This window comes from Bradyrhizobium sp. T-1, assembly GCF_053592855.1.
On record NZ_CM132115.1, the window covers coordinates 3,809,847 to 3,833,153 of the forward strand.

General features: G+C 64.3%; 23 protein-coding genes. 12 read left to right on the top strand and 11 right to left on the bottom strand.

Features of this window, described 5'->3' with window-relative positions; genetic code table 11:
• Positions 1-11 precede the first annotated feature (11 nt).
• From ACWAT4_RS18340 to ACWAT4_RS18350, 3 genes are all read right to left on the bottom strand, one after another.
• A complete protein-coding gene (locus ACWAT4_RS18340) occupies positions 12-1,277 on the bottom strand; it encodes an O-antigen ligase family protein (RefSeq protein WP_449731061.1) in 1,266 nt (421 codons plus the stop codon).
• A 163-nt stretch (positions 1,278-1,440) separates the two neighbouring features.
• On the bottom strand, positions 1,441-2,988 hold the full coding sequence (locus tag ACWAT4_RS18345) for an undecaprenyl-phosphate glucose phosphotransferase (protein WP_212300994.1): 1,548 nt from the start codon (positions 2,986-2,988) through the stop codon (positions 1,441-1,443).
• A 120-nt stretch (positions 2,989-3,108) separates the two neighbouring features.
• A complete protein-coding gene (locus tag ACWAT4_RS18350) occupies positions 3,109-4,242 on the bottom strand; it encodes a glycosyltransferase family 4 protein (protein WP_212444892.1) in 1,134 nt (377 codons plus the stop codon).
• A gap of 203 nt (positions 4,243-4,445) precedes the next feature.
• On the opposite strand from ACWAT4_RS18350, the gene ACWAT4_RS18355 reads away from it, so the two are divergent.
• Positions 4,446-6,680: a GumC family protein gene (locus ACWAT4_RS18355; protein ID WP_449731062.1), complete on the top strand. Its 2,235-nt coding sequence runs from the start codon at positions 4,446-4,448 to the stop codon at positions 6,678-6,680.
• 41 nt (positions 6,681-6,721) lie between these two features.
• On the opposite strand, the gene ACWAT4_RS18360 is transcribed toward ACWAT4_RS18355, so the two are convergent.
• Positions 6,722-7,903, bottom strand: a complete 1,182-nt coding sequence (locus ACWAT4_RS18360) for a GNAT family N-acetyltransferase (RefSeq protein WP_449731063.1) — start codon at positions 7,901-7,903, stop codon at positions 6,722-6,724.
• 129 nt (positions 7,904-8,032) lie between these two features.
• Here ACWAT4_RS18360 and ACWAT4_RS18365 point away from each other — a divergent pair, with 129 nt between their 5' ends.
• Positions 8,033-9,076, top strand: coding sequence for a polysaccharide deacetylase family protein (locus ACWAT4_RS18365; protein WP_449731064.1), 1,044 nt, complete (start codon positions 8,033-8,035; stop codon positions 9,074-9,076).
• Here the strand turns inward: ACWAT4_RS18365 and ACWAT4_RS18370 are convergent.
• Complete coding sequence (locus ACWAT4_RS18370) at positions 9,066-9,287, bottom strand: DUF2842 domain-containing protein (RefSeq protein WP_212424508.1); 222 nt, start codon at positions 9,285-9,287, stop codon at positions 9,066-9,068. The two genes, ACWAT4_RS18365 and ACWAT4_RS18370, sit on opposite strands and share 11 nt — an antisense overlap.
• Before the next feature lie 109 nt (positions 9,288-9,396).
• On the opposite strand from ACWAT4_RS18370, the gene ACWAT4_RS18375 reads away from it, so the two are divergent.
• On the top strand, positions 9,397-10,479 hold the full coding sequence (locus tag ACWAT4_RS18375; protein ID WP_449731065.1) for a COX15/CtaA family protein: 1,083 nt from the start codon (positions 9,397-9,399) through the stop codon (positions 10,477-10,479).
• A 19-nt stretch (positions 10,480-10,498) separates the two neighbouring features.
• Here the strand turns inward: ACWAT4_RS18375 and ACWAT4_RS18380 are convergent, their stop codons facing one another.
• The 5 genes from ACWAT4_RS18380 to ACWAT4_RS18400 form a co-directional block, all read right to left on the bottom strand.
• Positions 10,499-10,843, bottom strand: a complete 345-nt coding sequence (locus ACWAT4_RS18380; RefSeq protein WP_212424510.1) for a hypothetical protein — start codon at positions 10,841-10,843, stop codon at positions 10,499-10,501.
• A 99-nt stretch (positions 10,844-10,942) separates the two neighbouring features.
• Positions 10,943-11,701 carry a class I SAM-dependent methyltransferase gene (locus tag ACWAT4_RS18385; protein ID WP_449731066.1) on the bottom strand — a complete coding sequence of 253 codons (759 nt, stop codon included), beginning with the start codon at positions 11,699-11,701 and terminating at the stop codon, positions 10,943-10,945.
• A 133-nt stretch (positions 11,702-11,834) separates the two neighbouring features.
• Positions 11,835-13,115: an O-acetylhomoserine aminocarboxypropyltransferase gene (locus tag ACWAT4_RS18390; RefSeq protein ID WP_449731067.1), complete on the bottom strand. Its 1,281-nt coding sequence runs from the start codon at positions 13,113-13,115 to the stop codon at positions 11,835-11,837.
• Between the two features lie 138 nt (positions 13,116-13,253).
• The gene (locus ACWAT4_RS18395) at positions 13,254-13,838 is read right to left on the bottom strand and encodes a CoA-binding protein (protein WP_449731068.1); all 585 of its coding nucleotides are present in this window, start codon (positions 13,836-13,838) and stop codon (positions 13,254-13,256) included.
• A 133-nt stretch (positions 13,839-13,971) separates the two neighbouring features.
• Positions 13,972-14,796, bottom strand: a complete 825-nt coding sequence (locus tag ACWAT4_RS18400; RefSeq protein WP_212300983.1) for an enoyl-CoA hydratase — start codon at positions 14,794-14,796, stop codon at positions 13,972-13,974.
• Between the two features lie 86 nt (positions 14,797-14,882).
• Between ACWAT4_RS18400 and ACWAT4_RS18405 the strand changes: the two genes are divergently transcribed.
• The 6 genes from ACWAT4_RS18405 to ACWAT4_RS18430 all read left to right on the top strand — a co-directional run bounded on the left by ACWAT4_RS18405 (position 14,883) and on the right by ACWAT4_RS18430 (position 18,571).
• Positions 14,883-15,311: a PaaI family thioesterase gene (locus ACWAT4_RS18405; RefSeq protein ID WP_449731069.1), complete on the top strand. Its 429-nt coding sequence runs from the start codon at positions 14,883-14,885 to the stop codon at positions 15,309-15,311.
• Positions 15,312-15,469: 158 nt separating this feature from the next.
• The gene (rplM, locus tag ACWAT4_RS18410; protein ID WP_015685724.1) at positions 15,470-15,934 is read left to right on the top strand and encodes a 50S ribosomal protein L13; all 465 of its coding nucleotides are present in this window, start codon (positions 15,470-15,472) and stop codon (positions 15,932-15,934) included.
• Between the two features lie 2 nt (positions 15,935-15,936).
• Entirely contained in the window at positions 15,937-16,419 is a 483-nt protein-coding gene (gene rpsI, locus ACWAT4_RS18415; RefSeq protein WP_092290945.1) for a 30S ribosomal protein S9, read from the top strand.
• A gap of 229 nt (positions 16,420-16,648) precedes the next feature.
• Positions 16,649-17,881: a GGDEF domain-containing protein gene (locus ACWAT4_RS18420; protein ID WP_212300982.1), complete on the top strand. Its 1,233-nt coding sequence runs from the start codon at positions 16,649-16,651 to the stop codon at positions 17,879-17,881.
• Between the two features lie 57 nt (positions 17,882-17,938).
• Positions 17,939-18,175 (top strand): hypothetical protein, encoded by a 237-nt coding sequence (locus ACWAT4_RS18425; RefSeq protein WP_212300981.1) that lies wholly within the window; start codon positions 17,939-17,941, stop codon positions 18,173-18,175.
• Between the two features lie 99 nt (positions 18,176-18,274).
• Positions 18,275-18,571: an antibiotic biosynthesis monooxygenase family protein gene (locus ACWAT4_RS18430; RefSeq protein WP_212300980.1), complete on the top strand. Its 297-nt coding sequence runs from the start codon at positions 18,275-18,277 to the stop codon at positions 18,569-18,571.
• Positions 18,572-18,586: 15 nt separating this feature from the next.
• On the opposite strand, the gene ACWAT4_RS18435 is transcribed toward ACWAT4_RS18430, so the two are convergent.
• A complete protein-coding gene (locus ACWAT4_RS18435; RefSeq protein ID WP_212424514.1) occupies positions 18,587-19,738 on the bottom strand; it encodes an AI-2E family transporter in 1,152 nt (383 codons plus the stop codon).
• Between the two features lie 236 nt (positions 19,739-19,974).
• Between ACWAT4_RS18435 and ACWAT4_RS18440 the strand changes: the two genes are divergently transcribed.
• The 3 genes from ACWAT4_RS18440 (at position 19,975) to ACWAT4_RS18450 (ending at position 23,156) form a co-directional block, all read left to right on the top strand.
• The gene (locus ACWAT4_RS18440; RefSeq protein ID WP_212300978.1) at positions 19,975-20,748 is read left to right on the top strand and encodes a gamma-glutamyl-gamma-aminobutyrate hydrolase family protein; all 774 of its coding nucleotides are present in this window, start codon (positions 19,975-19,977) and stop codon (positions 20,746-20,748) included.
• A gap of 276 nt (positions 20,749-21,024) precedes the next feature.
• The gene (locus ACWAT4_RS18445) at positions 21,025-22,398 is read left to right on the top strand and encodes an NfeD family protein (protein ID WP_449731070.1); all 1,374 of its coding nucleotides are present in this window, start codon (positions 21,025-21,027) and stop codon (positions 22,396-22,398) included.
• A complete protein-coding gene (locus ACWAT4_RS18450) occupies positions 22,398-23,156 on the top strand; it encodes a slipin family protein (RefSeq protein ID WP_433995260.1) in 759 nt (252 codons plus the stop codon). Before ACWAT4_RS18445 ends, ACWAT4_RS18450 begins: the two co-directional genes overlap by 1 nt.
• Positions 23,157-23,307: the final 151 nt, after the last annotated feature.

The following is a 23,307-nucleotide window of genomic DNA, read 5'->3' on the forward strand; positions in this document are numbered from 1 at the left end:
GCCGGTGCGCGTCAAGAACTTTGCCGTTCCGATTCCATCGGAATGGTCACGTCCTTGTAGGCCTGCGCCGCTGCGATCATGCCCCACATCGCGCCCAGCATCATCCAGAAGTGCCGCCAGTGGTCGGTATCGATCACGAAGCTTTCGCCGACGGTGCCGACAAAGGCCGAGAACACCGCGAGATAGGCGCGCTGCCAGGGCACGCGGACGAAGATGTGGCGGAAGCCTGTGATCACGGTGGTGAAGACCAGCGCGGGATAGCAGACGCCGGAGAGCCAGCCGCCGGACATGAAGGCGTTCAGATAGGAATTGTGGGTGTCTTCAGGGAAGAAGCGGTGGAACTGCAAGGGGCCGATGCCGAACGGCAGGTCGAGCGCCATCTCCGCACCCAAGATGTGCCGGCCGAAGCGGCCGAAGCGCCCTTCGTCGTAGCTCTGGTCGAAGCTCGCGCGCTGCTTGAACATTTCGGCGATGGAGTCGAATGACAGCAGCACAGCGATCAGCGCCAGGCCGAGGACCACGGCGACGATGGCCATGATGATGATGCGCGAGCGCTGCGCGTTGGTACGGCTGGTCAGCACCATCAGCGCCAGCATGAAGGCCGAGGTCAGCACCAGCCCGCCCCAGGCGGCGCGGGAGAAGGCGAGCAGGATCGCCAGCGACATGATGCTGAAGGCGACGACATTGCGGAAGGCCTTGGCAACCCCGTCCGAGACTACGCTCTGGAGCGCGAACAGTGCCGGCAGGATCAGGAAGGCACCGAGCACGTTCGGGTCCTTGAACGTGCCGCGTGCGCGCTCGTAGAGCGTCAGGAGATCGTGGCCGCCGGGAACGAGGTTGAAATAGCCGGCGATAGCCGAGAGCGAGGCAACCATCGCGCCGGCCACCAGGCCCCGGCGCAGCATGTCGAGCCGCGCTGCCGTGTCCTCGGAGATGACCATGGCGAAGAACACCACGGTCACCGCCATGTACCAGGAGGTCGCGATCCAGCTTGCGACCTCCGACTGGTCGAGCAGCGGGATCGCGCTGACGGTGTAGCCGACATTGAGCAGGACGAGCGCCAACACCAGCGGCATCAGCACGAGCCTGAGCCGCAGGCCGGTCGCAAAGAAGGCGACGGTAGCGAGCAATGTCGCAATCTCGTAGGGGCTTGGCTCGATGAAGACGATGGCGCCGGATGCGCCGACCAGCCATACCAGCGCGCGCTGCAGGGCCAGCACGCCGGGCGCAGCCGGTGCGGCTATCTTCATTCCTCCGGCTGTCGCCGCATACGCCATCACACGCTCAAACTCTTACGCAACTCGCACGCCACAAACAGAGCTGTCATCGCCCGGGTTGACCGGGCGGATCCAGTACTCTGCGGCGCGTGTTGCGGAAACCGGCTGGCGCTGCGGCGTACTGGATGCCCCGCCTTCGCGGGGCATGACGGAAAGACTCAACTCAATACGCGTTCTCGTTCTTGGTCAGCAGCGAGATCGGCGTTTTCAGGAGAATGACGAGGTCGAACAGCACCGACCAGTTCTCGATGTAGTAGAGGTCGAACTCGACACGCTTCTGGATCTTCTCTTCATTGTCGATCTCACCGCGCCAGCCGTTGATCTGGGCCCAGCCGGTGATGCCGGGCTTGACGCGATGGCGGGCGAAATAGCCGTCGACGGCCTCGTCGAACAGGCGGCTCTGGAGCTTGCCCTGCACCGCGTGCGGACGCGGGCCGACGAGCGAGAGGTTGCCGGAGAACACCACGTTGAAGAGCTGCGGCAGCTCGTCGAGGCTGGTCTTGCGAATGAAGCGGCCGACGCGGGTGACGCGGGGATCGTTCTTGGTCACCACCTTCGAGGCGGTCGGGTCGGCCTGATGGTGATACATCGAGCGGAACTTGTAGACGTCGATGCGCTCATTGTTGAAGCCGAAACGCTTCTGGCGGAACAGGATGGGGCCGGGGCTGTCGAGCTTCACCGCCAGCGCGACCAGCGCCATCACAGGAAGCGCTGCGAGCAGCGCGAGGCTGCCGACGACGCGGTCGAACAGCCATTTCATCACCAGATCCCAGTCGGTGATCGGCGCCTCGAACACGTCGAGCGTCGGCACCTCGCCGAGATAGGAATAGGAGCGGGGACGGAAGCGCAGCTTGTTGGTGTGGGCGGAGAGACGAATGTCGACCGGCAGCACCCAGAGCTTCTTCAGCATCTCCAGGATGCGCGTCTCCGCCGAGATCGGCAGCGCGAACAACACGAGGTCGACGCGGGTGCGGCGGGCGAACTCGACGATGTCGTCGACCTTGCCGAGCTTGCGCGCGCCGGCGCAGGTGTCGAGCGCGCGGCTGTCGTTGCGGTCATCGAACACGCCGAGCACGTGGATATCGGAATCTTCATGCGCCTTCAGCGCCTCAACCAGCTGCTCGCCGTTGCTGTCGGAGCCGACGATGATGGTGCGGCGATCGAGCCGACCCTCGCGCGCCCAGTTGCGCACAAGCGAACGCAGGATGAGGCGTTCGACGATCAGAGCGGCGAAGCCGAGAACATAGAAGGCAGCGAGCCATACGCGCGAGGTGTCGCTGCCGAATTTGGCGAAGAAGGAGATGCCGATGAAGAGCAGGAAGACGAACGACCACGAGGAGATCATCCGCGTCATCTGCCGGAGGTGACCGCGGAACAGTTGCACCTGGTAGAGGTCGGCAGCCTGGAAGCAGACCACGGCGGCGACCGCCACGGCGACGATCTCCGCGGGATACACCCAGCTGAAGCCGGCGAGCGGCATCACGTAGCCGACATAGAGGGTGACGCCGACGAAGCTCAGCAACACGAAATCTGCTGCGCGCACGATGCCGGCGATCACGATCGGCGAATAGGCGCGGGCGACTTTCTGGTTGACGACTTCGAGTGCGGCCGGTGTCAGGCGGCGCCGTCTCTCGACAAAAGGTTGGTCAGCCGGCTTGGCCGCGGCGCTGGTCGCGGCATCGAGCATCGAGCGTGCGTTGAGCGGTTCCACGGGCGTCCACGTCCATTCCAAACACCCGTGGGCGCGGCCTTGCGCACCCCGGGCATGCATCCCCTGGCACTTCGATTATCGAACAAATCGGAAGATTCTCTAAAGCTGGCTTAAGGATGGTTAATGATTGGCAAATGCATCGCGGTAGCCCGCGAGCACGCCGTCGACCATCGCCTGCTGGGAGAAATGCGCCGAGATGCGCTCGCGCAAGGCGGATGCGCGCTGCGCGGTCGCCTCCGCGTCATCGAGTGCGGCCGCGATCGCCTCGGCCATGGCTTCGGCGTTGCTCGCCGCGAACAAAGCCGGGCTTTCGCTACCAAAAATCTCGGGGATGCCGCCGACGCGGGCCGCGATCATGGGGATGCCGGCCGCCCCCGCTTCGATCACGACATAGGGCATGGAATCGCCGCGCGAGGGAACAACGAGGAGCCGCCCCTTGGAGAAGCCGTAGCGCGCCTTGACGTGGCCGATGAAGCGGATCGCGTCTGTCAGGCCGAGCCGCGCGACCTGCGCTTTCAGCGCCGCCGTCTCCTCGCCGTCGCCGCCGAGCGTCAGCGTGACCATTTTGCCGCGTTCGTGCAGCAGCGCTACCGCAGCGACCAGGAGGTCTGCGCCCTTGATGTGCCTGAACTCGCCGACATAGGCGAGGTCGGTGGCGTCGTCGGCGACGACGACGGGTTCGAACTCTTCTGGGGTCACGCCGTTGAAGACGCAATGCACCACGCCCTTGGGCGTGCCGACGATCCGCTGGTAGGTATCGCGGGCAAACGCGCTTTCGAACAGGAATAGATCCGTCGCATCGATCAGCGTGCGCTCGAGGCGCGCGTAGAACTCACCCTTCAACGTGTTGAGCGGGTAGTGCAGCGAGCCGCCGTGCGGCGTGTAGATGCGGATGATGTCGTCGGCCCGCCGCCGCATGCGGACGAAGGCGCCAGCCTTGGCGCCGTGGCCGTGCATGACGTCGGGCTTGAGCTGGCCGATCAGGCGTCGCATGCGCAGCCAGACCAGAAAATCCTCGGGCGAAGGTTCGCGACGGATCGCGAGCCGATGCACGCCAAGCTTCAGCCGCGGCGCAAGCTCGGCCAGCGCCTTGTCCGCACGCTCGCCGCCGGTGAGGCTGTCGGCGAGAATCCCGACGTGATGGCCGCGATCGACCTGGCCGTTGGCAAGGTCGAGGATATGGCGGATGATGCCGCCGACGGGCGCGCGCACCGCGTGCAGGATACGAAGCGGCTGGTCAGGAGAGGGGGGCATGATCAAAACCAGCGCTCGACGGCGAATGCCGAACAATGTTCTCGAAATATCGAGATGGATTAAGGGGGCCTCGTGGTTAACAAACGGTGACCAATGCGCCCGTGCGGCCCGCCTGACGCAGTGATTAACCCAGCGGCAACCTTAATGGAGTGTAATCGGCCGCGTTGAGGTGCACGAGTGGCGTTGCCCTGCGGGAGTGTTCGATGCGTTTAGCGTTCTGGCGTGCCGGCAAAGCCAAGGCCGTCATCGAGCGGGCCGTTTCGAAGGCCAAGCTTGAGGCGAGGCCCGAAGCCAAGCCCCGGATTGAAGCCAAGCCTGCGCCGATTGCCGCCAAGCAGATGCCAGCCGAATCCGGTGACATCGATCTGCGTGCGCTCGGTGGCGCGCTCGCGCGCAAGCGCGGCTGGATCATCGTGCCGACGGTGCTGGCGCTCGTCGCATCCGTTGTCGTCGTCAATCTCATCACGCCGCGCTACAAGTCCGAGGCGCGTATTCTGATCGACGGTCGCGAAAACGTCTTCCTGCGGCCGAGCAGTGACCGCAGCACCGAGGAGCGGCAGGCGCTCGACCCCGAGGCCGTCACAAGCCAGGTGCAGCTCGTGCTGTCGCGCGATCTCGCGCGCGAGATCATCAAGAAGAACAGGCTTGCCGAGCGACCGGAGTTCGATCCGGTGTTGCAGGGCGTCTCTCCGCTGAAATCGCTGGCGGCACTGGTCGGCATCGGCCGCGATCCGTTCTCGATGACGCCGGAAGAGCGCGTGCTCGATGCTTACTATGATCGTCTTCAGGCCTACGCCGTCGACAAGTCTCGCGTGATCGTCGTCGAATTCCAGTCGCAGGATCCGGAGCTCGCCGTTCGTGTCGCCAATTCGATCGCCGAGGGGTATCTCGTGCTCCAGCAGGCCGCGCGCCAGGACCAGGCGCGCAACGCGAGCCAGTGGCTGGCGGGCGAGATCGAGAATTTGCGCAAGAAGGTTTCCGACGCCGAAGCCAAGGTCGAGGATTTCCGTTCCAAATCGTCGCTGTTCGTCGGCACGAACAATACCACGCTGTCGAACCAGCAGATGGGCGAGGTCAACACCCAGCTCAATAATGCGCGCGCGTTGAAGGCGGATGCCGAATCAAAGGCCCGGCTGATCCGCGAGATGCTCCAGAGCGGCAAGCCGATCGAGGCATCCGAGGTCGTGAACTCCGAACTGATGCGGCGTTTGTCGGAGCAGCGGGTGACGCTGCGGGCCCAGCTCGCCGAACAGTCGTCCACGCTGCTAGGCAATCATCCGCGGATCAAGGAATTGAAGGCGCAGCTTAGCGATCTCGACGGCCAAATCCGCGACGAGGCCGCCAAGATCTCGCGCTCGCTCGAAAACGACGCACGGATCGCGGGCGGACGGGTCGATGGCCTGACGACGAGCCTCGAGCAGCTCAAGAAGCAGGCGACCTCGACCAACGGCCAGGATGTCCAGCTGCGTGCGCTCGAGCGCGAGGCCAAGGCGCAGCGCGACCTGCTCGAGACCTATCTCGCCAAGTACCGCGAGGCGAATACGCGTGAGACCATCGATTCCGCGCCGACGGAAGGCCGCATCATCTCGCGCGCCGTCGTCTCCAATACGCCGGCCTATCCGAAGAAGCTGCCAATCGTGCTGATCGCGACGCTGGCGACGCTGCTGCTTTCGTCCGGCCTCGTCGTCACCGGTGAGCTGTTGCGCCAGACCGCGCCGCGCGCCGTTGCCACGCTCACGCAGCCGGTGATTCGCTCAGAGCCGGTCGTCGATCCGGTCGAGGTCGATCCCACGCCGCTGCAGCCGGCGATGACGGCCAATGCCGATGTCAGCGAGTTCGCCGAGATCGGGCAGCTGGCCGACAGCTTGATTGCTGCAGGGGCGGGTGCGAAGAAGGTCACGGTGCTCGGCACCGCATCGGGCGATGCTATCACGCTGTCGACGCTGACGCTTGCCCGCCATCTGGCACGCGACGCGCGCGTTGTCGTGGTCGACCTCGCCGCGTCGTCGCCGACGATCGCCGCGGTGTCCGTTGATCCGACCGCGCCCGGCCTTGCCGAGTTGATGCAGGGGCAGGCCTCGTTTGCGCAGGTCATCACGCGCGACAAGCTCTCGCGGCTGCATCTGGTCATGGCCGGGCGTCCCGGCTTCGACCGCAGCCTGCTCCAGTCGCCGCGCGTGACACTCGCGATCGACGCCTTGCTACGCGCCTACGATCATGTACTCCTCGATGCCGGCAGCGCCTCCGATCTGCCGGCCGAACTGCTGACGGCGAATGCCCGCGCCGTCGTGGTGCCCGACGTCTCGATGGATGCAGATGCGCGTGCGCTGATGTGCGAGCAGCTCAAGGCCGTCGGCTTCAGCGAGGTGACGATGCTGAGCCGGCCCGTGCAGCCGTCGGATGCCGGTGAGACGCCGCCACGCGTGGTGGCGGCCTAGGCCGATCGTGGGCTGACCGAGCTCTCCGAAAGTCGGATCGGCTACCCGAATGCCTGGCGCAGGCGTCGCGCCAGGTCGAACAGCATCTGGTTCTGCTTGACCAGGCGCTTGCCGTGATTGAGCGAGGACATCGCCATCGCCGCGAGCTTGCCGCGTGAGGTCAGGGGCACGAAGCTGTCGAAGATGTCGTCGTCATCCTTGCAGAACATGCGCTTGTAGTCGTCGGTGCCGATGCCGAGGTCGAGTGACCTGTAGCCGCGCTCGCCGTAGCGGTCGATGATGTAGCGCATCAGGATCAGGCCGGGACTGTAGCGGGCGTGCTCCGACATTGTGTAGGTGTTGAACATCATCGAGAAGCGCTGGCCGTCGGCAACGCCGGCGAAGATCGCGATCACTTCCTCGTCGCATTCCAGCGCGTGGATATCGATGACGCGACCTTCACCGCGCGGCGCAAGGCACGCGCTGTGGATGAATTGTTCGACGCCGGGTTCGGCGAAGACATTCGGCAGTCTCTGTTCCGCCATCCGCACCGGCTTGATGCGGAAGAACCAGTCGAGCAGGCGTGTGATGTCCGCGTCCGCCGTGGCAAGGTGGTAACGATAGCCGGCGAGCGCCTGGAGCTTCTTTTCCTTGCTCTTCAGCCGGCGGCGGAAGGAGTTGCTGATCCGGGAGGTCGGTGGTCCACCTGGCTCCATCACCAGCAGCGGGCAGCCGTTGATGGCGGTCTGCTGCGGCAGCAGCGCGAATGGGTTCTGGTGGTCGTGCCAGCGCTTCGGCTGCTGCGTCAGCGCGAGAACGTCGGCTTGCTCGTGCAGCGGAGCGAAGAGCATGTCGAGATCGGTGGTGACGGCCTGTGCGGCGAACTCGGCGTTCCACAGTCCCATGTTGAAGGTCGGGTGCTTGCCGCCCATGAAGCAGGCCGTGCGCACGCCGTGCCCCTGGCGCAGCGCGAGCGGAAGCAGCGCGAGCGGCCGGTGCTCGGCATCGCGGGCAATCACGACGAAGGGACGGGCGCCTTCGCGTTCGCCGACCGATCGTTGCCAGGAGCCCAGGAGATCGAAACGCTGATAGGGCGTGAACAGGTGTCCGGGCTCCTCGAGCGCGCGCCAGACCGGCTCGGCCGCGGCGAGATCGCCGACGATGTCGACATGCGCGATGCAGCTCGCTTTGGGCCGCGTCGGCGATTCTGCCGTCCGGCTTTGCATCGCCGCAGCCATGGTCATCCGCGAAACCTGTCGAGAAAACGAAAAATACGTAATTCGGCCCGTGGCCGACCTTTGCAAAGAAATGTCAACAAAGGGTAATGAGAATGAACAAAGGAACGGGCCGCCGGCGAGCGCGAAGGTGGGATATTGGCATCCGACGACAGATGGCTGGACCGGTTGCGGCTCGAACTCGCCTGGTTCACCGGCCAGCCCTTGCTGCGCAGCCGTGGTGCAGGCGCCATCCTGCGCTTCGAGCGTGTGCGGCCGCGGCGGGGCGGTGCGTTCCAGCCGCTGCGCGAAAACGAGATCACACCGCAATTCCTCGATCGTGCCATTCGCGCGCTGAAGCGCTGGAATTTTGATTTTCTCGGCATGGAGGAGGTCTGCCGGCGCGCGGTGACGTTGCCGGAGAAGCGGCGCTTCGTGGCGCTCACCTTCGACTGTGCGCCTAAGGACCTCATCAGCTTTGCCTATCCCGTGCTGGCGCGCCACGGCGTACCGTTTACGCTCTATGTTCCGACCGCGTTTCCTGATGGCGTCGGCGAGGCGTGGTGGCTCGGGCTCGAGCAGGTGATCGCGCGCGAGGGCCGGATCAGCCTGATGATGGGCGACAAGGAGCAGCGCTTCACCGTCACCGGCAATGCCGAGAAGCAGGCGTTGTTCTCGCATCTCGCGGACTGGCTACGCTCGCTGCCGCCAGCGGATCTATCGGCTGCGATCGCCGATCTCTGCACGCGCTACCGCGTCGATCTCGCTGCGCTGTCGCGCGAGGCGTCGATGAACTGGGAGGATCTCGCCAAGCTTGCCGCCGATCCGCTCGTGACGATCGGCAGTGCGACCGTGAACTATCCCGTTCTCGCCAACATGAAGGACGGCGCTGCTCTGCGCGAGATGGCGATGGGCAAAGCGGTGGCGGAAGCCGCTTTCCGCCGCGAGATCAGGCATCTGGCGTTTCCGTTCGGCGATCGCGCCTCGTTCCGGCGCAGCCACGTCGTGATGGCAGAGGAGGCCGGCTTTGCCAGCGCGGTGTCGACAATCCCCGGCATCGTCGATGCGGAAGGTCGCACCAATCTGCGCGCGTTGCCGCGGATTGCCTGGGACGGACGGGTGCGCTCGTTGCGGATGATGCGGGTGCTGGTGTCCGGTGTTGCCTTTGCACCGGTGAAGCCGACGGGCAGCGTTACGAGCTAGATTTGGTCCGGTCCGGCCGCTGCATCCAGCTCACGATCGGCATCGCCGGCAGCACCCAGCCCATGCCGACCACCACATAATAGATCGCCTGCCGCCAGCCGGACTCGGCGATCCACGGCATCTGCGCCAGCGCCATGCCGAGCAGGGCCCAGACGGTGGCCAGCACCAGGAGCAGAATGGCGCCGAGGAACTTGCGGGTACGGATCGTCATGGCGGACTATTGCGGCTTTCGCGTAACTTGCGCTGCGGGAGCGGGGGACTATAAGGGGCACGCAGTCCGGTTCAAGTATCTTCGGTACAGGCTTGGTTTTGCCCTTGAAATGACGACGAATTCCACTCCGACCAATCCGCACCGCGCCGTGCGCTGGTGGCTGATCTCCGTGGCCGCCCTGATCGCGCTGATGGTGCTGGTCGGCGGCGCGACGCGGCTGACGGAATCCGGCCTGTCGATCGTCGAATGGAAGCCGGTCACCGGCAGCGTGCCGCCGCTGTCCGAGGCACAGTGGACCGATGCCTTCGAGGCCTACAAGAAGATCCCGCAGTATCGCGAGCTCAATGCGGGCATGTCGCTCTCAGAGTTCAAGCAGATTTTTTGGTGGGAATGGAGCCACCGGCTGCTCGGCCGCTTCATCGGCGTCGCCTATTTGCTGCCGTTCCTGTTCTTCCTATGGCGCGGTGGGCTGGCAGTTGAATTGAAGCGGCGGCTGTGGCTGTTGTTCGCGCTCGGCGGCCTGCAGGGCGCTGTCGGCTGGTGGATGGTGGCTTCAGGGCTGTCTGAGCGGGTCGAGGTGTCACAGTATCGACTGGCGACGCATTTGGTTCTGGCGCTGCTGATCTTTGCCGGCATCGTCTGGACCGTGCGGCGGCTTGCCGACCGGCCGCAGCTTGCGGTCGCGGCGCGGCTGCGGATCACGAGCGCGGTGCTGGTGATCGTGACCTTCGTGCAGATCTATTTCGGCGCGCTGGTCGCGGGCCTGCGTGCCGGACGTGCCTACAACACCTGGCCGACGATCGACGGCGCCTTCATTCCCTCGGCGGAGCGGCTGTGGTTCGAGACGCCATGGTGGCGCAACATGTTCGACAATGTGCTGACGGTGCAGTTCGAGCACCGCATGACGGCTTACCTGCTTTTCACGCTGGCGGTGCTGCATGCGCTCGACGCGGTGCGTTCGCGCAGCAGTTCGGCGGTGAGCGGTGCACTCTGGCTGCTTGCGGCGGTGAGCCTGCAGGCGGTGCTCGGCATCCTCACGCTGCTCAACCAGGTGCCGATCGACCTTGCGCTCTCGCACCAGGCGGTCGCGATCGTCGTGTTGACGTTGGCGGTGATGCAGTTGGAACGGCTGGCGTCGCGCCGATCGGCCGAGATGCAGCCGCGCGCGGTTCCCGTCGGTCAGCCCGGCTGATCGCCATCGGCCCGGCTGATCAGCAATAGCCGTAGATGCCGCACGAGTAGGGCAGGCGCCAGAAGTAGTCGACCTGCTTCCCGCCGTAATACGCCCCCTGATAGTCATAGTCCCAGGGGCGGCCGTAATAGCCCGGCAGCGTATGGGAGCCCGGCAACAGCGGTGTTCCCGGCAGGTTGCGGATGTAGCTGCCGATGCCATAGGCCGGCGAGATCAACGCATCCGGATCGGTCTCGACATAGACCTTCGGCGGCTCCTGCGTCGGCGCAACAGCCCGCCGCTTCGGATGCGCCGGCAGATCGGCGGCGAGTGCGCTCGATAGCATCAGCGTCGCTGCAAGGGCAGGCACGATCCAGCGCAGCATCGTCGGCTCCGAATCAAAGGGGCGATCCAAAGACGATTTATGCGACAGATGTGGTTAACGACCGTTAATCGCGGCCGATTCAGAAGGGTGCCCTGCCGGTCAGGCAGGAAACGTCCTCACCGGCGTGACGACCGCGTCGAACTGAATGCTCACCCTGTTCTTCAGGACGTGTTGGATGACCTCTGTTTCCGACTTCTCGAAAAACTCATCCCAGTTCGCGGCCTGACCGAACTCTCTCGCGAAATCGATCCCGGCGAATTTTCCAAGGAAGAGGGCCGTGACGTCAGACGCATTGTTCTTCGCGAACAGATGCTGTGGTCCCGACTTCTTCATGTACAGGCCGATCATGCGGAGAGCCTTGTAGACCAGCGTACTGTCATGAAACAGAATGATCGCGTCGCTCTTCATCAGCGGCAGCGTCCACAGAAAATCCCTGAAGCAGGCGATATCGGTGTGCTCGCCATCGATGAAGGCAATCTCGAAGCTATTTTCGGCGCCCTGTACTCCATCTACGGAGCCGTCGAACGTCGTCAGCCTGGACGTCGGGACGCCACGAGACACCAGATTGTCGATCATCGTCTGGTGGGTGATTCCGGAGTAGTCGTACTTTGCGCCGCGCTCGTCTGGTTGCTGACGTCCTCTTTCATCGATTGAAAGAACCGCTGTGCAGGCGGGGTCCATCAGAAACGGGGTCAGGCTACCGCCGAGATACGAGCCGATCTCGACATACGAAAACGATCCCAGGACCCGCTTAGCGAGCGCGATGGTCTGCACCAAGAACCGTTTATCGTGAGCGCTTGTTTGTGAGGGGATTGGAAAAAGCGTTCCGATATCCGGTACCGCGATATTCATGGCCATCCTTGTGCAGTCGCGATCATGACGCTCGGTGAAGTCGTGGGAGCGTTGGACGACCGTAGCAACGGAAGCTGGCGCGGAGCCTTCGGCAGGCGCAGCGCCAGATCTCGTTGCGGATGGACGGCGGTGCCGCGCCTTATGCGCCCAGCGCCTGCTCCAGGTCGGCGATGAGGTCTTCCTTGTCCTCGATGCCGATCGAGAGCCGCACGACGTCGGGGCCGGCGCCGGACTTGATCTTGGCGGCGTCGTCGAGCTGGCTGTGCGTGGTCGAGGCCGGGTGGATGACGAGCGAGCGGGTGTCGCCGACATTGGCGAGATGCGAGAACAGCTGCAACTTCGACACCAGGCTGACGCCGGCGTCGTAGCCGCCCTTCAGGCTGAAGGTGAACACGGCGCCCGCACCCTTCGGCGCATATTTGCGCGCGAGCTGGTTGTACTTGTCGCTCGCCAGGCCGGCATAGCTCACCGAGGCCACCGCGGGATGGCCAGCGAGATATTCCGCGACGGCCTTGGCGTTGTCGCAGTGCTTCTGCATGCGCAGCGGCAGCGTCTCGATGCCGGTGAGGATCATGAAGGCATTGAACGGCGACAGCGCCGGCCCGAGGTCGCGCAGGCCGAGCACGCGGCAGGCGATTGCGAAGGCGAAATTGCCGAACGTCTCCTGAAGACGGATGCCGTGATATTCCGGTCGTGGCTCGGAGAGCATCGGATATTTGCCGCCCGTGGACCAATCGAAGGTGCCGGCGTCGACGATGATGCCGCCGAGCGAGTTGCCGTGACCGCCAAGAAACTTCGTCAGCGAGTGCACGACGATGTCGGCACCGTGGTCGATCGGCCGGATCAGATAGGGCGAGGCCAGCGTGTTGTCGACGATCAGCGGCACGCCCGCCTTGCGCGCGACCGTCGAGATCGCCTCGATGTCGGTGATGCTGCCGGCGGGATTGGCGATGGACTCGATGAAGATCGCTTTCGTGCGCGGCGTCACCGCGCGCTCGAAGCTCGCGATGTCATCGGGATCGGCCCACACCACGTTCCAGCCGAAGCTCTTGAACGCATGGGTGAACTGGTTGATCGAGCCACCATAGAGTTTTCGCGCAGCGATGAACTCGTCGCCCGGCTGGAGCAATTGCTGCAGCACCACGACCTGCGCCGCGTGGCCCGAGGCCACCGCCAACGCGGCGGTACCGCCCTCGAGCGCGGCGACGCGCTCCTCCAGCACCGCGTTGGTCGGGTTGCCGATGCGGGTGTAGATGTTGCCGAACGCCTGCAGGCCGAACAGCGAGGCGGCATGGTCGGCGTCGTTGAAGACGAAAGAAGTCGTTTGATAAATCGGGGTCGCGCGCGCACCGGTGGTCGGATCGGGCTGTGCACCGGCATGCACGGCAAGGGTGGAAAATCCCGGAAGGCGATCGCTCATTGAGGGCGTCCTGTTCTTGTGGCCTGAAATCGCGCGGCATGCTGATCGGCGCCGCGCCCGGCGTCAAGCCGCGGCTTCACATCGCAACGATCGTGCTACGCATTGTCGCGTTCGCGAAATGAATCCGTCGCGATTGCGTCAGCTTTGCTCGGTCTTGTTTTTGGCAGCCCGATCAGAGGCCGCGGTGTCGCCGCCGCCGACACTCATCCGATTGAGGGATAGCCGCATGCCTTGCGTCGGCGCCGGCGGACGCTTGGAGCTGAGCGTGCGCGAATTGACTCCCATCCAGGAAATTTCCGACGACAGCCGGCCATACTCGATCTTGGGGCAGCGGTTCATCACGACCTTAATACCGGCGGCCTCGGCCTTTTCCGCGGCTGCGTCGTCACGCGCGCCAAGCTGCATCCAGATCACCTTCGGCAGCGGATCCCGCGCGAGCGCTTCCTCGACCACGGGCATGATGTGGCTGGAGTTGCGGAAGATGTCGATCATGTCGACGGGGCGGCCAATGTCGCGCAGCGAGGCAACGAAGGGCTTGCCAAGCAGGTCCTTGCCGACATGACCGGGATTGACCGGGATCATGTCGTAGCCGCGCTGCGCCAGATATTTGAACGCGAAATAGCTCGGCCGCACATTGACCGGCGAGGCGCCTACCATCGCGATCGACTTCACGCTGTTGAGGATGCCGCGGATGTAATTGTCGGGATAGGCGTCGTGGTTCATCTTTTTCTTTCGTTCGTCATTCCGGCGCGATGCGCAGCATCGAACCCGGAATCTCCAGATTCTCAGGTGCGCAAGTGCGCACCATAGTTCGGCTCTGCGAGCCGCCCCGGAATGACGGTGCAAGAAAATACAGTCACTCGTCCCGCCAGGTCGGCGTGCGCTTCTCGATGAAGGCGCCGATGCCTTCCTCGGCGTCGCGGGCCATCATGTTCTCGGTCATCACCTCTGCCGCATAGCGATAGGCGTCCGCAAGGCTCATTTCGGCCTGGCGGTAGAACGCCTCCTTGCCGAGCTTGACGGTGTAGGCGGATTTCAGCGCGACCTTTGCCGCGAGCGCAATCGCGGCGTCGCGCTCGGTGCCGGCAGCGACGACGCGATTGACGAGACCGATCTCGCGGGCGCGCGTGGCCGGGACCGGTTCGCCGGTCAACAGCATTTCCATCGCTTGCTTGCGCGGCACGTTGCGCGACAGTGCCACCATCGGTGTCGAGCAGAACAGGCCGATGTCGACGCCGGGTGTGGCGAAGCTCGCCGCCTCGGAGGCGATCGCGAGATCGCAGCTTGCGACGAGCTGGCAGCCGGCGGCGGTCGCGATGCCCTGGACGGACGCAACCACCGGCTTCGACAGATGCACGATCGCCTGCATCATCGCGCTGCAGGCGTTCATGGTCTCGGCGAAGAAAGCGCGGCCGCGATCGGGGTCGGTGCGGCGCGCGGTCAGCTCCTTCATGTCGTGACCGGCCGAGAAGGCGGGACCATTGGCGGCGAGCACGACACCGCGCACGGACTTGTCGCTGCCGATATCATTCAGCGCGGCATGCAGGCTTGCGATCATCGCCACCGACAGGCTGTTGCGCGCGGCCGGCCGGTTGAGGGTCAGCACCGCGATGGAGCCGACCATTTCGCGCAGCAGAATTGGCGGTTGCGTGGAGGGGGCGCGGGCGGCCTGGGCGGACATTGCGGCGTTTCCGATTGGATTATTACAGTTAGATGATGCAGATAACCTAATGTAGCAGGCGACGTGAAGCGAGGGTGGGGAACGGCATGGCGGCAGCGAAAATGAGCGTGGCGGAGCTCGAGCAATTTCTCCGCGACGAATTTCCCCAGGCCTTCAGTGGCGACGACATCACGATCGAGAGTGCGGACGGCCAGACCTGCCTGCTGCGCCAGCGTTACGGTGAGAAGATGCTGCGGCCGGGCGGAACCGTATCGGGCCCGACGCTGATGGCCCTGGCCGATTTCGCCATGTATGTGCTGCTGTTGTCGGCGATCGGTCCGATCGGGCTCGCCGTGACCACCAATCTCAACATCAATTTCCTGCGCAAGGGCCAGCCGGGGCAGGACGTGCTGGCGGAGGCCCGGCTGCTCAAGCTCGGCAAGCGCCTGGCGGTCGGGGAGGTGAAGCTGTTGTCGGGGACTTCGCCCGATCCGATCGCCCATGTCACATCGACCTATTCCATTCCAAATGTTTGAGGTTTTCGCAGGTAGTATCGCACCTTATTTTTAAGATATTGATTTATCTATTGTAATTTGCATCGTTGGGCATTGACCGTTGCGCGTCTCTTCTCTAGAAACCCGCGCAGTCCGGTGCGGTGTTCGCGCCGATGCTCCCCGTCCACGGAAACTCTGACATGAAAACCTTTTCGGCAAAGCCGGCTGAGGTGACGAAGAAGTGGGTGCTGATCGACGCCAAGGGTCTGGTCGTCGGCCGTCTCGCCACCATCGTTGCCATGCGCCTGCGCGGCAAGCACCTCCCGACCTACACTCCGCACGTTGATTGCGGCGACAACGTCATCATCATCAACGCCCAGCATGCAGTCCTCACCGGCCGCAAGCGCGAGCAGAAGACCTACTACAAGCACACCGGCTATGTCGGTCACGTCAAGGAGCGCACCGCGCGCCAGATCCTCGAGGGCAAGCATCCCGAGCGCGTGCTCGAGAAGGCCGTCGAGCGCATGATCCCGCGTGGTCCGCTCGGTCGCGTTCAGATGGGCAATCTCCGTGTTTACGGCGGCGCCGATCATCCGCACGAGGCCCAGACGCCCGAGAAGCTCGATATCGCCAAGTTGAACCGCAAGAACACGAGGGCCGCATAATCATGGCCGAATCCATTCAGTCGCTCGACCAGCTCTCGCAGCTCAAGACCGCTGCGGCGGCGCCCGATGCGCCCAAGCACGAGAAGAAGGTCGACAAGTTCAACCGCGCCTACGCCACCGGCAAGCGCAAGGACGCGGTCGCCCGCGTCTGGATCAAGCCCGGCGCCGGCAAGGTCACCGTCAACGCGCGTGAGGTCGAGGTCTATTTCGCTCGTCCCGTGCTGCGCATGATGATCGAGCAGCCGTTCTCGGTGGCCCAGCGTTCGGGCCAGTACGATGTGATCTGCACCGTCGCCGGCGGCGGTCTGTCCGGTCAGGCTGGCGCTGTGCGTCATGGCATCTCCAAGGCGCTCACCTATTTCGAGCCCGAGCTGCGCAGCGTGCTCAAGAAGGGCGGCTTCCTCACCCGCGACTCGCGCGTGGTCGAGCGTAAGAAGTACGGCAAGGCAAAGGCCCGCCGGTCCTTCCAGTTCTCGAAGCGTTAATCGCTTCGGTCACATTCGCCGCGAAAGCGGCTTCAATGAGATGCAAAAAGGCGCTGATTTCAGCGCCTTTTTTGTTGTTCGTTTGTACGCAAATTGAGCGCGTGTTTCCCGAAAACTTGGGTCCCCATGAAAACCTGAATGGAACCCGCCGGACATAGCGTCGCATCTGGAAGGGCGCGCAAGTCGGCTGGGCCGATCGCGTAACTGCTATGTTTAGAAGGGGGCCGACATGATGTCGCTCGATAGCATCACGCTCTATTTGGTCGCCACCATGGTCGCCGCATTGCTCGGCGCCATGATGGTGTTTTTCGGCAAGCAGGAGAATAGCCCCGCGCTGAAATGGTGGGGCACGGCCTATCTGCTCGGCGCGGCCTCCGTCGCGCTGTGGACGGCGGCCGGCGACAAGCTCGGTCCGCACCTCTATCTCGCCTTGAACGCGGTCGGCTTTGTTGCCTGCGGCATGGTGTGGAACGCAGCGCGCGTCTTCCACGGCCGCAAGCCGAACTGGCCCGGTCTCGTGATTGGTGCGCTCGCCTGGGTCGCGGCGGTAACGCTGCTCGATCCCACTGCGTCGATGCTGCGTATGATCGTCGGCGCCGGCATCGTCTCGGTCTATGCGGCGCTGACCGCGAGCGAGCTCTGGGTCGAGCGGCGCAAGAGCCTGCAACGGCGCTGGCCGGCCTTCGTGGTGCCGGTGATGCACGGCTGCGTGCTGATGCTGCCGATCCTGCTCGGCAGCTTCCTGCGTCCGAACGATGCCGGCTTCTCCGGCAGCGTCTGGGTTACCGTGTTCGCGGTCGAGCTCGTGCTCTATGCCGTCGGCACCGTGTTCGTGATCTTCATGCTGGTGTCGGAGCGCACGGTAACTGCGCACCGCACCGCCGCGTCGACCGATCCGCTGACGGGCATGCTCAACCGCCGCGGCTTCTCGGAAGCCTGCGCGCGGATGATCGATCGCGAGGCCAAGGGCGGCCGTCCGGTCACGGTGATGATCTTCGACATCGACCATTTCAAATCGATCAACGATCGCTTCGGCCATCCCGCCGGCGACGAGATGCTGAAACTGTTCTCGACCGTCGTCGTCAACAATCTTCGCATCTCCGACTTGTCGGGCCGTATCGGCGGCGAGGAATTCGCGGCGCTGCTACCTTGTGCGCTGGAGGAAGGCGTGCTGGTCGCGGAGCGCGTGCGCGAGGCATTCGAGACCTCCGGCGTCGTGGTCGATGAAGGCCCGGTCGACACCACCGTCAGCATCGGTGTGGCCGGCGGCCCGGCCGGCACCGAGCTGGAGGTGTTGCTGGCTTCGGCCGACACGGCGCTCTACCAGGCCAAGCGCGGCGGCCGCAATCGCGTCGAGGCGGCGGAGGAGCTGCCATTGTCGCTGGAGAACTGGCGCCGCCAGAGTGCCGCGCGGATCGGCGTCCCCAAGGGACAATCCAACACCCAGCCGGCGACGGCCTGAGACGAAGGGGGCTTGCGGTAATCCTCTGTTTACCATTCGGTTCCTACCATTGCGGTCATGGAATCGATCCGTCGACAGAACCCGCAGGCTGCCCTGATGTCGCTCGAAGCCGCCGCAAGCTCGGCACGCGGCGGTTTCGCCTGTCTGTTCTCGACCGCGGATGAGTACGAGACCGCGCTGATTGCCGAGCGTCGGGCCCAGGGACGCTACGCCCAGAGCCGCAGCTATTGGCCGGTGGCGCTGTTTCTCGGCTGCGCGCTCGTCGTTGCAGGCACCGTGCTGCTGTTCGCCTGAGAGCGAGCGCATTTTCGGCCGGGCAGGGCGCCGTTTCGGCGCCTTTTTCTTTTGTCCGGGCTGCGGTAGATACGGCCACCAAACAAAGGGTGGAAACCGATGATCACCGAGATCGCGCAAATCGACATCAAACCGGGCAGCGAGAAGGACTTTGAGGCCGCCGTCGCCAAGGCCAAGGCCGCCTTCGGCCGCTCCAAGGGCTTTCACGGGTTCGAACTGCACAAGTCGATCGAAAAGCCGCAGCGCTACCGGCTGATGGTGAAGTGGGCGACGCTGGAAAACCACACCGTCGATTTTCGCGGTTCGGAGAATTTCACCGAATGGCGCGGCCTGGTTGGTCAGTATTTTGCCTCGCCCCCGGAGGTCGAGCACACCGAGACCGTGCTGACGACCTGAGGCGCCACACCTGCTTTATGCCGCCTCTGCGCGAGGCGCCTCATACGTCTTGAAATGGTCGATCATGACCTTGGCGATGGCGACGAGGGGCAGCGCCAGCGCGAGGCCCCAGATGCCGAAGACGACGCCGAGCAGGATCTGGAATGCGAACAGCGTGGCCGGCGGGATGTCCAGCGCCTGGCGCTGGAGGAGCGGCGTCAGCACGTAGCTCTCCATCGTATGCACGCCGAGGAACAGGATCAGCGCCGATAGCGCCGGGATCCAGCCCGAGGCGAGGCTCGCCAGCACCACGACGACACCGGCGATGATGGCGCCGACGGTCGGGATGAAGGCGAGCAGGCCGGCCTGGATCCCGAGGATGAACGAGCCGGGGATGCCGATGACGGCAAGTCCGATCCAGGTCACGACGCCGACCGCGAGCATGACTATGATCTGCGCGATCAGCCAGCGCTCCAGCGTCTCGCCGATGCGATCGATGATGAGGGTCGCGCGGAGGCGATGCTTCGCCGGCACGAGAAACAACAGCCCGTCGTGATAGACGCTGGGCTGCGCCGCAAAGGCCAGTCCCAGGAACAGCACGATAAAGATGTTGCCGACGGCGCTGATCGCGCCGAACAGCAGCTTGAAGGTCTGGCTGACGATCGCCCCGCCGCTGGAGGCAAGCGCGCCTGCGCCCGGCAGCTGGCCGTGGGCATTCGGGCTCGGCGCAGGCGCCGACGCCGTATCGGTCGAGGACGAGGGGCCGGCGGAGCCGGTACTGCCGATGTCGAAAAAGCTAGTGTCGATGCCGTGGGTCTCGAGGAAGGACCTGACATGCGAGATCTGCGACTTGATGGTGTTGCTGAGCACCGAGGCCTGCTCGGCAATGGTCGCGCCACCGAGATAGGCAACACCTGCAAGCAACGCCGCAAGCACGCTGCAAACGATCGCAAGCCGCACCGCATGCGGCAGGTGCACGCGGCGCCCGAGCGCATTGGTCAGCGCGTTGAGGCCGACGCCGAGCAGCATGCCGGTGAAGATCAGGAGCAGGGTGGCGGCAAAGTACCAGGTGAAGACCAGCGCCGCGGTGAACAGGACGACCCCCATGCCGCCGACGCCAATGGCCCAAGCCATGTCCCGCGCCTGATCGGAGCGGGTTTTGGACTGTTCATCTCTGGGGACGGTCACATCATGTCCTTTCGGCACCGGCAGCAGCACTCTTTCGTGAAATCCCACCGGGGATCAAGCCGGGGCCGTGCGCCGGATCGAAGCGGGCCTCGCGGCCAATACCGGGGGGATGGGAGGGCGCCTTGGGGCGCATTTGCGCAAAAATAGCATTGCCGTCCCGCAATCCCCTCGGTTGAATTTGTTCCATCCGAGGGGCATGTTTGGAGAATCTTCTTACGGGGAGGTCGGAACGGGAGATGAGAAAGCCGGTCGTCGGCGTGATTGGGAATGCCCATCGCGTCGAGAATCGATTTCAGGTCCAGATGGTCGGCGAGCGCAATTTGCGCGCCGTGGCTGAGGTCTCCGGCGGCTTGCCGGTGATGTTTGCGGGCTCGCCCGACATCACCGATATCGCCGCACTGCTCGATACCGTCGACGGCATCGTGCTCACGGGGGCCCGCGCGAACGTGCATCCGACCCGCTTCAACGTCGATCCCTGCGAGAAGCACGAGCCCTATGACATCCACCGCGACGAGGTCGCGCTGGCGCTCTCGGTCGCTTGTGTCTCGCGTGGCATTCCGTTGTTCGGCATCTGCCGGGGCTTGCAGGAGATGAACGTCGCCTTCGGCGGCTCGCTGCATCCCGAGATCCGCGAAATTCCAGGCCGCATGAACCACCGCATGCCGCGGCTCGAGAATGGCGAGATCCATCCTGATCCCACGGTCGTGTTCGCCGACCGTCATGACGTCGACCTCACGCCGGGGGGCGCGTTCGCAAAGCTGCTCGGCTGCGAGAAGATCCGGGTCAATTCGCTGCACGGGCAGGGCATCCTCGATCCGGGCAAGCGCGTGCTGATCGAAGGCGTGGCCGAGGACGGCACCATCGAGGCGATCCGCATCGCGGAGGCCTCGACCTTCGCGCTCGGCGTGCAATGGCACGCCGAATACGACCCGCAGCGCAATCCGATCAATCGCAAGCTGTTCGAGGCGTTCGGCGAGGCGATGGTGGCGAAGCAGAGGGCGGCGGCGTAGCGCGGCTGCGTGGCGAGTTCGGGGTAAGCCTCTCGCCACATCGCCATTGCGCGTCAACGGGTCCGCGCGAAGCGCGGCCCGATGATAGGCTCCGCGAAGCAATCCAGAATCCGTTCGCGCGAAGACTCTGGAAGGAATGACGGCGGACGTTGTCCGCGACATGAGTGCCGCAGTTCGACCCCGTCCATTGCATCGCACAATGCAATTGCGGGCGACGCACCTCCGCATTGAGGTTTGCGTGACGGCCACCATATCTTCGGCAAGGGAGCCCTTGCCGTGCAGATCATGAAGGCGGCCCTCGTTGCGGCGATCGGCATCGTCGCTTGTCTTGCCTGTCTCCGTCCCGGCTCTGCGGAGGATCATCGCCGTCTTGCACTCACCGTCACGATCGATGGCGCCATTGACCCGGCGTCGGCGAGCTATGTGAAGGAGGCGCTGGTCAAGGCGAGCGAACGACGCGCCGAGATCGTGGTCCTTCGGATGAATACGCCCGGCGGCCTGAATTCCAGCATGCGCGAGATCATCGCGGATGTGCTCGGCTCCTCCGTGCCTGTCGCCGGCTACGTCGCGCCGGCCGGCGCCCATGCGGCAAGCGCCGGGACCTATATCCTCTATGCGACCCACATCGCGGCGATGGCGCCGGGCACCAATATCGGTGCCGCGACGCCGGTGCAGATTGGCGGACCGCTTCCGGGCCTGCCCGGCGGCGCGCCGGACAAGGACAGCAAGGACAAGAAGGACGAGCCGAAGGACGCGATGACGGCGAAGGTGACAAACGATGCCGTCGCCTTCATCCGTAGCCTCGCCGAACTGCGCGGCCGCAATGCCGATTGGGCCGAGAAGGCGGTCCGCGAAGCGGCCACGCTGTCCGCCAATGGCGCGTTGCAGGCGCATGCCGTCGACCTCGTCGCGCGCGATGAGGCCGACCTGCTCAGGCAGATCGACGGTCGCGTGGTCGAGCTCGGCGACGGCACGACGCAGCGTCTGGCCACGCAGGACGCCATCATCGAAGCCGTCGATCCCGGCTGGATTTCCCGATTCCTGGCGGTCATCACCGATCCCAACGTCGCGTTCATCCTCCTGATGGTCGGAATCTACGGCCTCATCTTCGAGTTCATGTCCCCCGGCGCCGTTGCTCCGGGCGTGGTCGGGACGATCTGCCTGCTGCTCGGCCTCTACGCCCTCAACATGCTGCCGATCAATTATGCCGGCCTCGGCCTGATGCTGGTCGGCATTGCGCTCCTCGCGATCGAGGCATTCAATCCGACCGTCGTGATCGGGCTTGGAGGCGTCGTCGCCTTTGTGCTGGGCGCCATCATGCTGGTCAGGATCGAATCGCCCGGCTACCGGCTGTCGTGGTCGGTCATCGCCATCGTCGCGGCGATCTTCACGGGGTTCGTTCTGGTTGTGCTCGGTGCGCTTCGGCGCGCCCGCCGCGGTTCGCCACGGGTCGGGGCGCAAGCCATGCGCGGCCTGATCGCCGAGGTGCTCGACTGGAACGAGAACGAGGGGCACGTCTTCACGCATGGCGAACGCTGGCAAGCGCGCGGCGCCGATCCCTTCAAGCCCGGAGAGAGGGTCGAGGTCGCCGATATCGTCGACTTGACCCTGGTGGTTCGGCGGCCGAGCGGCGAGGGAGGTCACGTCTGATGTTCGAATATTCGCTTTATGCAGTGCTTGCGCTGATCGTCGTCCTGTTTCTCACCCAGGCGGTTCGCATCCTCAGGGAATACGAGCGCGGCGTTATCTTCACGCTCGGCCGCTTCACTGGGGTGAAGGGGCCGGGCCTCGTCATCCTCATTCCGGTTGTGCAGCAGCTCGTCAAGGTCGACCTCAGGGTGATGGTGCAGGTGGTACCGCCCCAGGACGTGATTTCGCGCGACAACGTCTCGGTCAAGGTCAACGCCGTTCTCTACTTCCGCATCGTCGATCCCGAGCGCGCCATCATCAAGGTCGGCGACTACATGGCCGCGACCAGTCAGCTCGCCCAGACCACGCTGCGCTCGGTACTTGGCAAGCACGAGCTCGACGAGATGCTCGCCGAACGCGACAGGTTGAACGCCGACATCCAGGAAATCCTCGACAAGCAGACCGACGTCTGGGGCATCAAGGTGACCGGAATCGAGATCAAGGACATCGATATTAACGAAACAATGGTGCGCGCGATCGCCAAGCAGGCCGAAGCAGAACGGTTGCGGCGCGCCAAGGTGATCAACGCGATGGGCGAACAACAGGCCGCCGAAAAGCTGGTCGAGGCCGGCCGGATTCTCGCGCAGGAGCCGCAGGCGATGCAGCTGCGCTACTTCGCGGCTCTGCACGACATCGCCGGCGAGCGGTCGTCGACCATCGTGTTTCCGCTGCCGACGGGGTTGCTCGACCATTTGATATCGCGGCGCGAGACGAATTGAGCGTGGATTGACGCGGGACTGCTACGAACGCGCTCGCAATATCTCGGATCGAATAAACCAATCGGCAACGATTGCTGCGCGCCGATTTTCGCGATTCCGATTCGTTCTTTGAGAACGAAATGGAGTCAGATGCAGAACGAAAGTTGACGGC

What these genes read in the sequence shown, in the direction of transcription:
- ACWAT4_RS18340 (WP_449731061.1), bottom strand. Translation starts at nt 1,277, where the DNA reads ATGGCGTATGCGGCGACAGCCGGAGGAATGAAGATAGCCGCACCGGCT.
- ACWAT4_RS18350 (WP_212444892.1), bottom strand. Translation starts at nt 4,242, where the DNA reads ATGCCCCCCTCTCCTGACCAGCCGCTTCGTATCCTGCACGCGGTGCGC.
- ACWAT4_RS18355 (WP_449731062.1), top strand. Translation starts at nt 4,446, where the DNA reads ATGCGTTTAGCGTTCTGGCGTGCCGGCAAAGCCAAGGCCGTCATCGAG.
- ACWAT4_RS18360 (WP_449731063.1), bottom strand. Translation starts at nt 7,903, where the DNA reads ATGACCATGGCTGCGGCGATGCAAAGCCGGACGGCAGAATCGCCGACG.
- ACWAT4_RS18370 (WP_212424508.1), bottom strand. Translation starts at nt 9,287, where the DNA reads ATGACGATCCGTACCCGCAAGTTCCTCGGCGCCATTCTGCTCCTGGTG.
- ACWAT4_RS18375 (WP_449731065.1), top strand. Translation starts at nt 9,397, where the DNA reads ATGACGACGAATTCCACTCCGACCAATCCGCACCGCGCCGTGCGCTGG.
- ACWAT4_RS18380 (WP_212424510.1), bottom strand. Translation starts at nt 10,843, where the DNA reads ATGCTGCGCTGGATCGTGCCTGCCCTTGCAGCGACGCTGATGCTATCG.
- ACWAT4_RS18385 (WP_449731066.1), bottom strand. Translation starts at nt 11,701, where the DNA reads ATGGCCATGAATATCGCGGTACCGGATATCGGAACGCTTTTTCCAATC.
- ACWAT4_RS18390 (WP_449731067.1), bottom strand. Translation starts at nt 13,115, where the DNA reads ATGAGCGATCGCCTTCCGGGATTTTCCACCCTTGCCGTGCATGCCGGT.
- ACWAT4_RS18395 (WP_449731068.1), bottom strand. Translation starts at nt 13,838, where the DNA reads ATGAACCACGACGCCTATCCCGACAATTACATCCGCGGCATCCTCAAC.
- ACWAT4_RS18400 (WP_212300983.1), bottom strand. Translation starts at nt 14,796, where the DNA reads ATGTCCGCCCAGGCCGCCCGCGCCCCCTCCACGCAACCGCCAATTCTG.
- ACWAT4_RS18405 (WP_449731069.1), top strand. Translation starts at nt 14,883, where the DNA reads ATGGCGGCAGCGAAAATGAGCGTGGCGGAGCTCGAGCAATTTCTCCGC.
- rplM (WP_015685724.1), top strand. Translation starts at nt 15,470, where the DNA reads ATGAAAACCTTTTCGGCAAAGCCGGCTGAGGTGACGAAGAAGTGGGTG.
- rpsI (WP_092290945.1), top strand. Translation starts at nt 15,937, where the DNA reads ATGGCCGAATCCATTCAGTCGCTCGACCAGCTCTCGCAGCTCAAGACC.
- ACWAT4_RS18420 (WP_212300982.1), top strand. Translation starts at nt 16,649, where the DNA reads ATGATGTCGCTCGATAGCATCACGCTCTATTTGGTCGCCACCATGGTC.
- ACWAT4_RS18425 (WP_212300981.1), top strand. Translation starts at nt 17,939, where the DNA reads ATGGAATCGATCCGTCGACAGAACCCGCAGGCTGCCCTGATGTCGCTC.
- ACWAT4_RS18430 (WP_212300980.1), top strand. Translation starts at nt 18,275, where the DNA reads ATGATCACCGAGATCGCGCAAATCGACATCAAACCGGGCAGCGAGAAG.
- ACWAT4_RS18440 (WP_212300978.1), top strand. Translation starts at nt 19,975, where the DNA reads ATGAGAAAGCCGGTCGTCGGCGTGATTGGGAATGCCCATCGCGTCGAG.
- ACWAT4_RS18450 (WP_433995260.1), top strand. Translation starts at nt 22,398, where the DNA reads ATGTTCGAATATTCGCTTTATGCAGTGCTTGCGCTGATCGTCGTCCTG.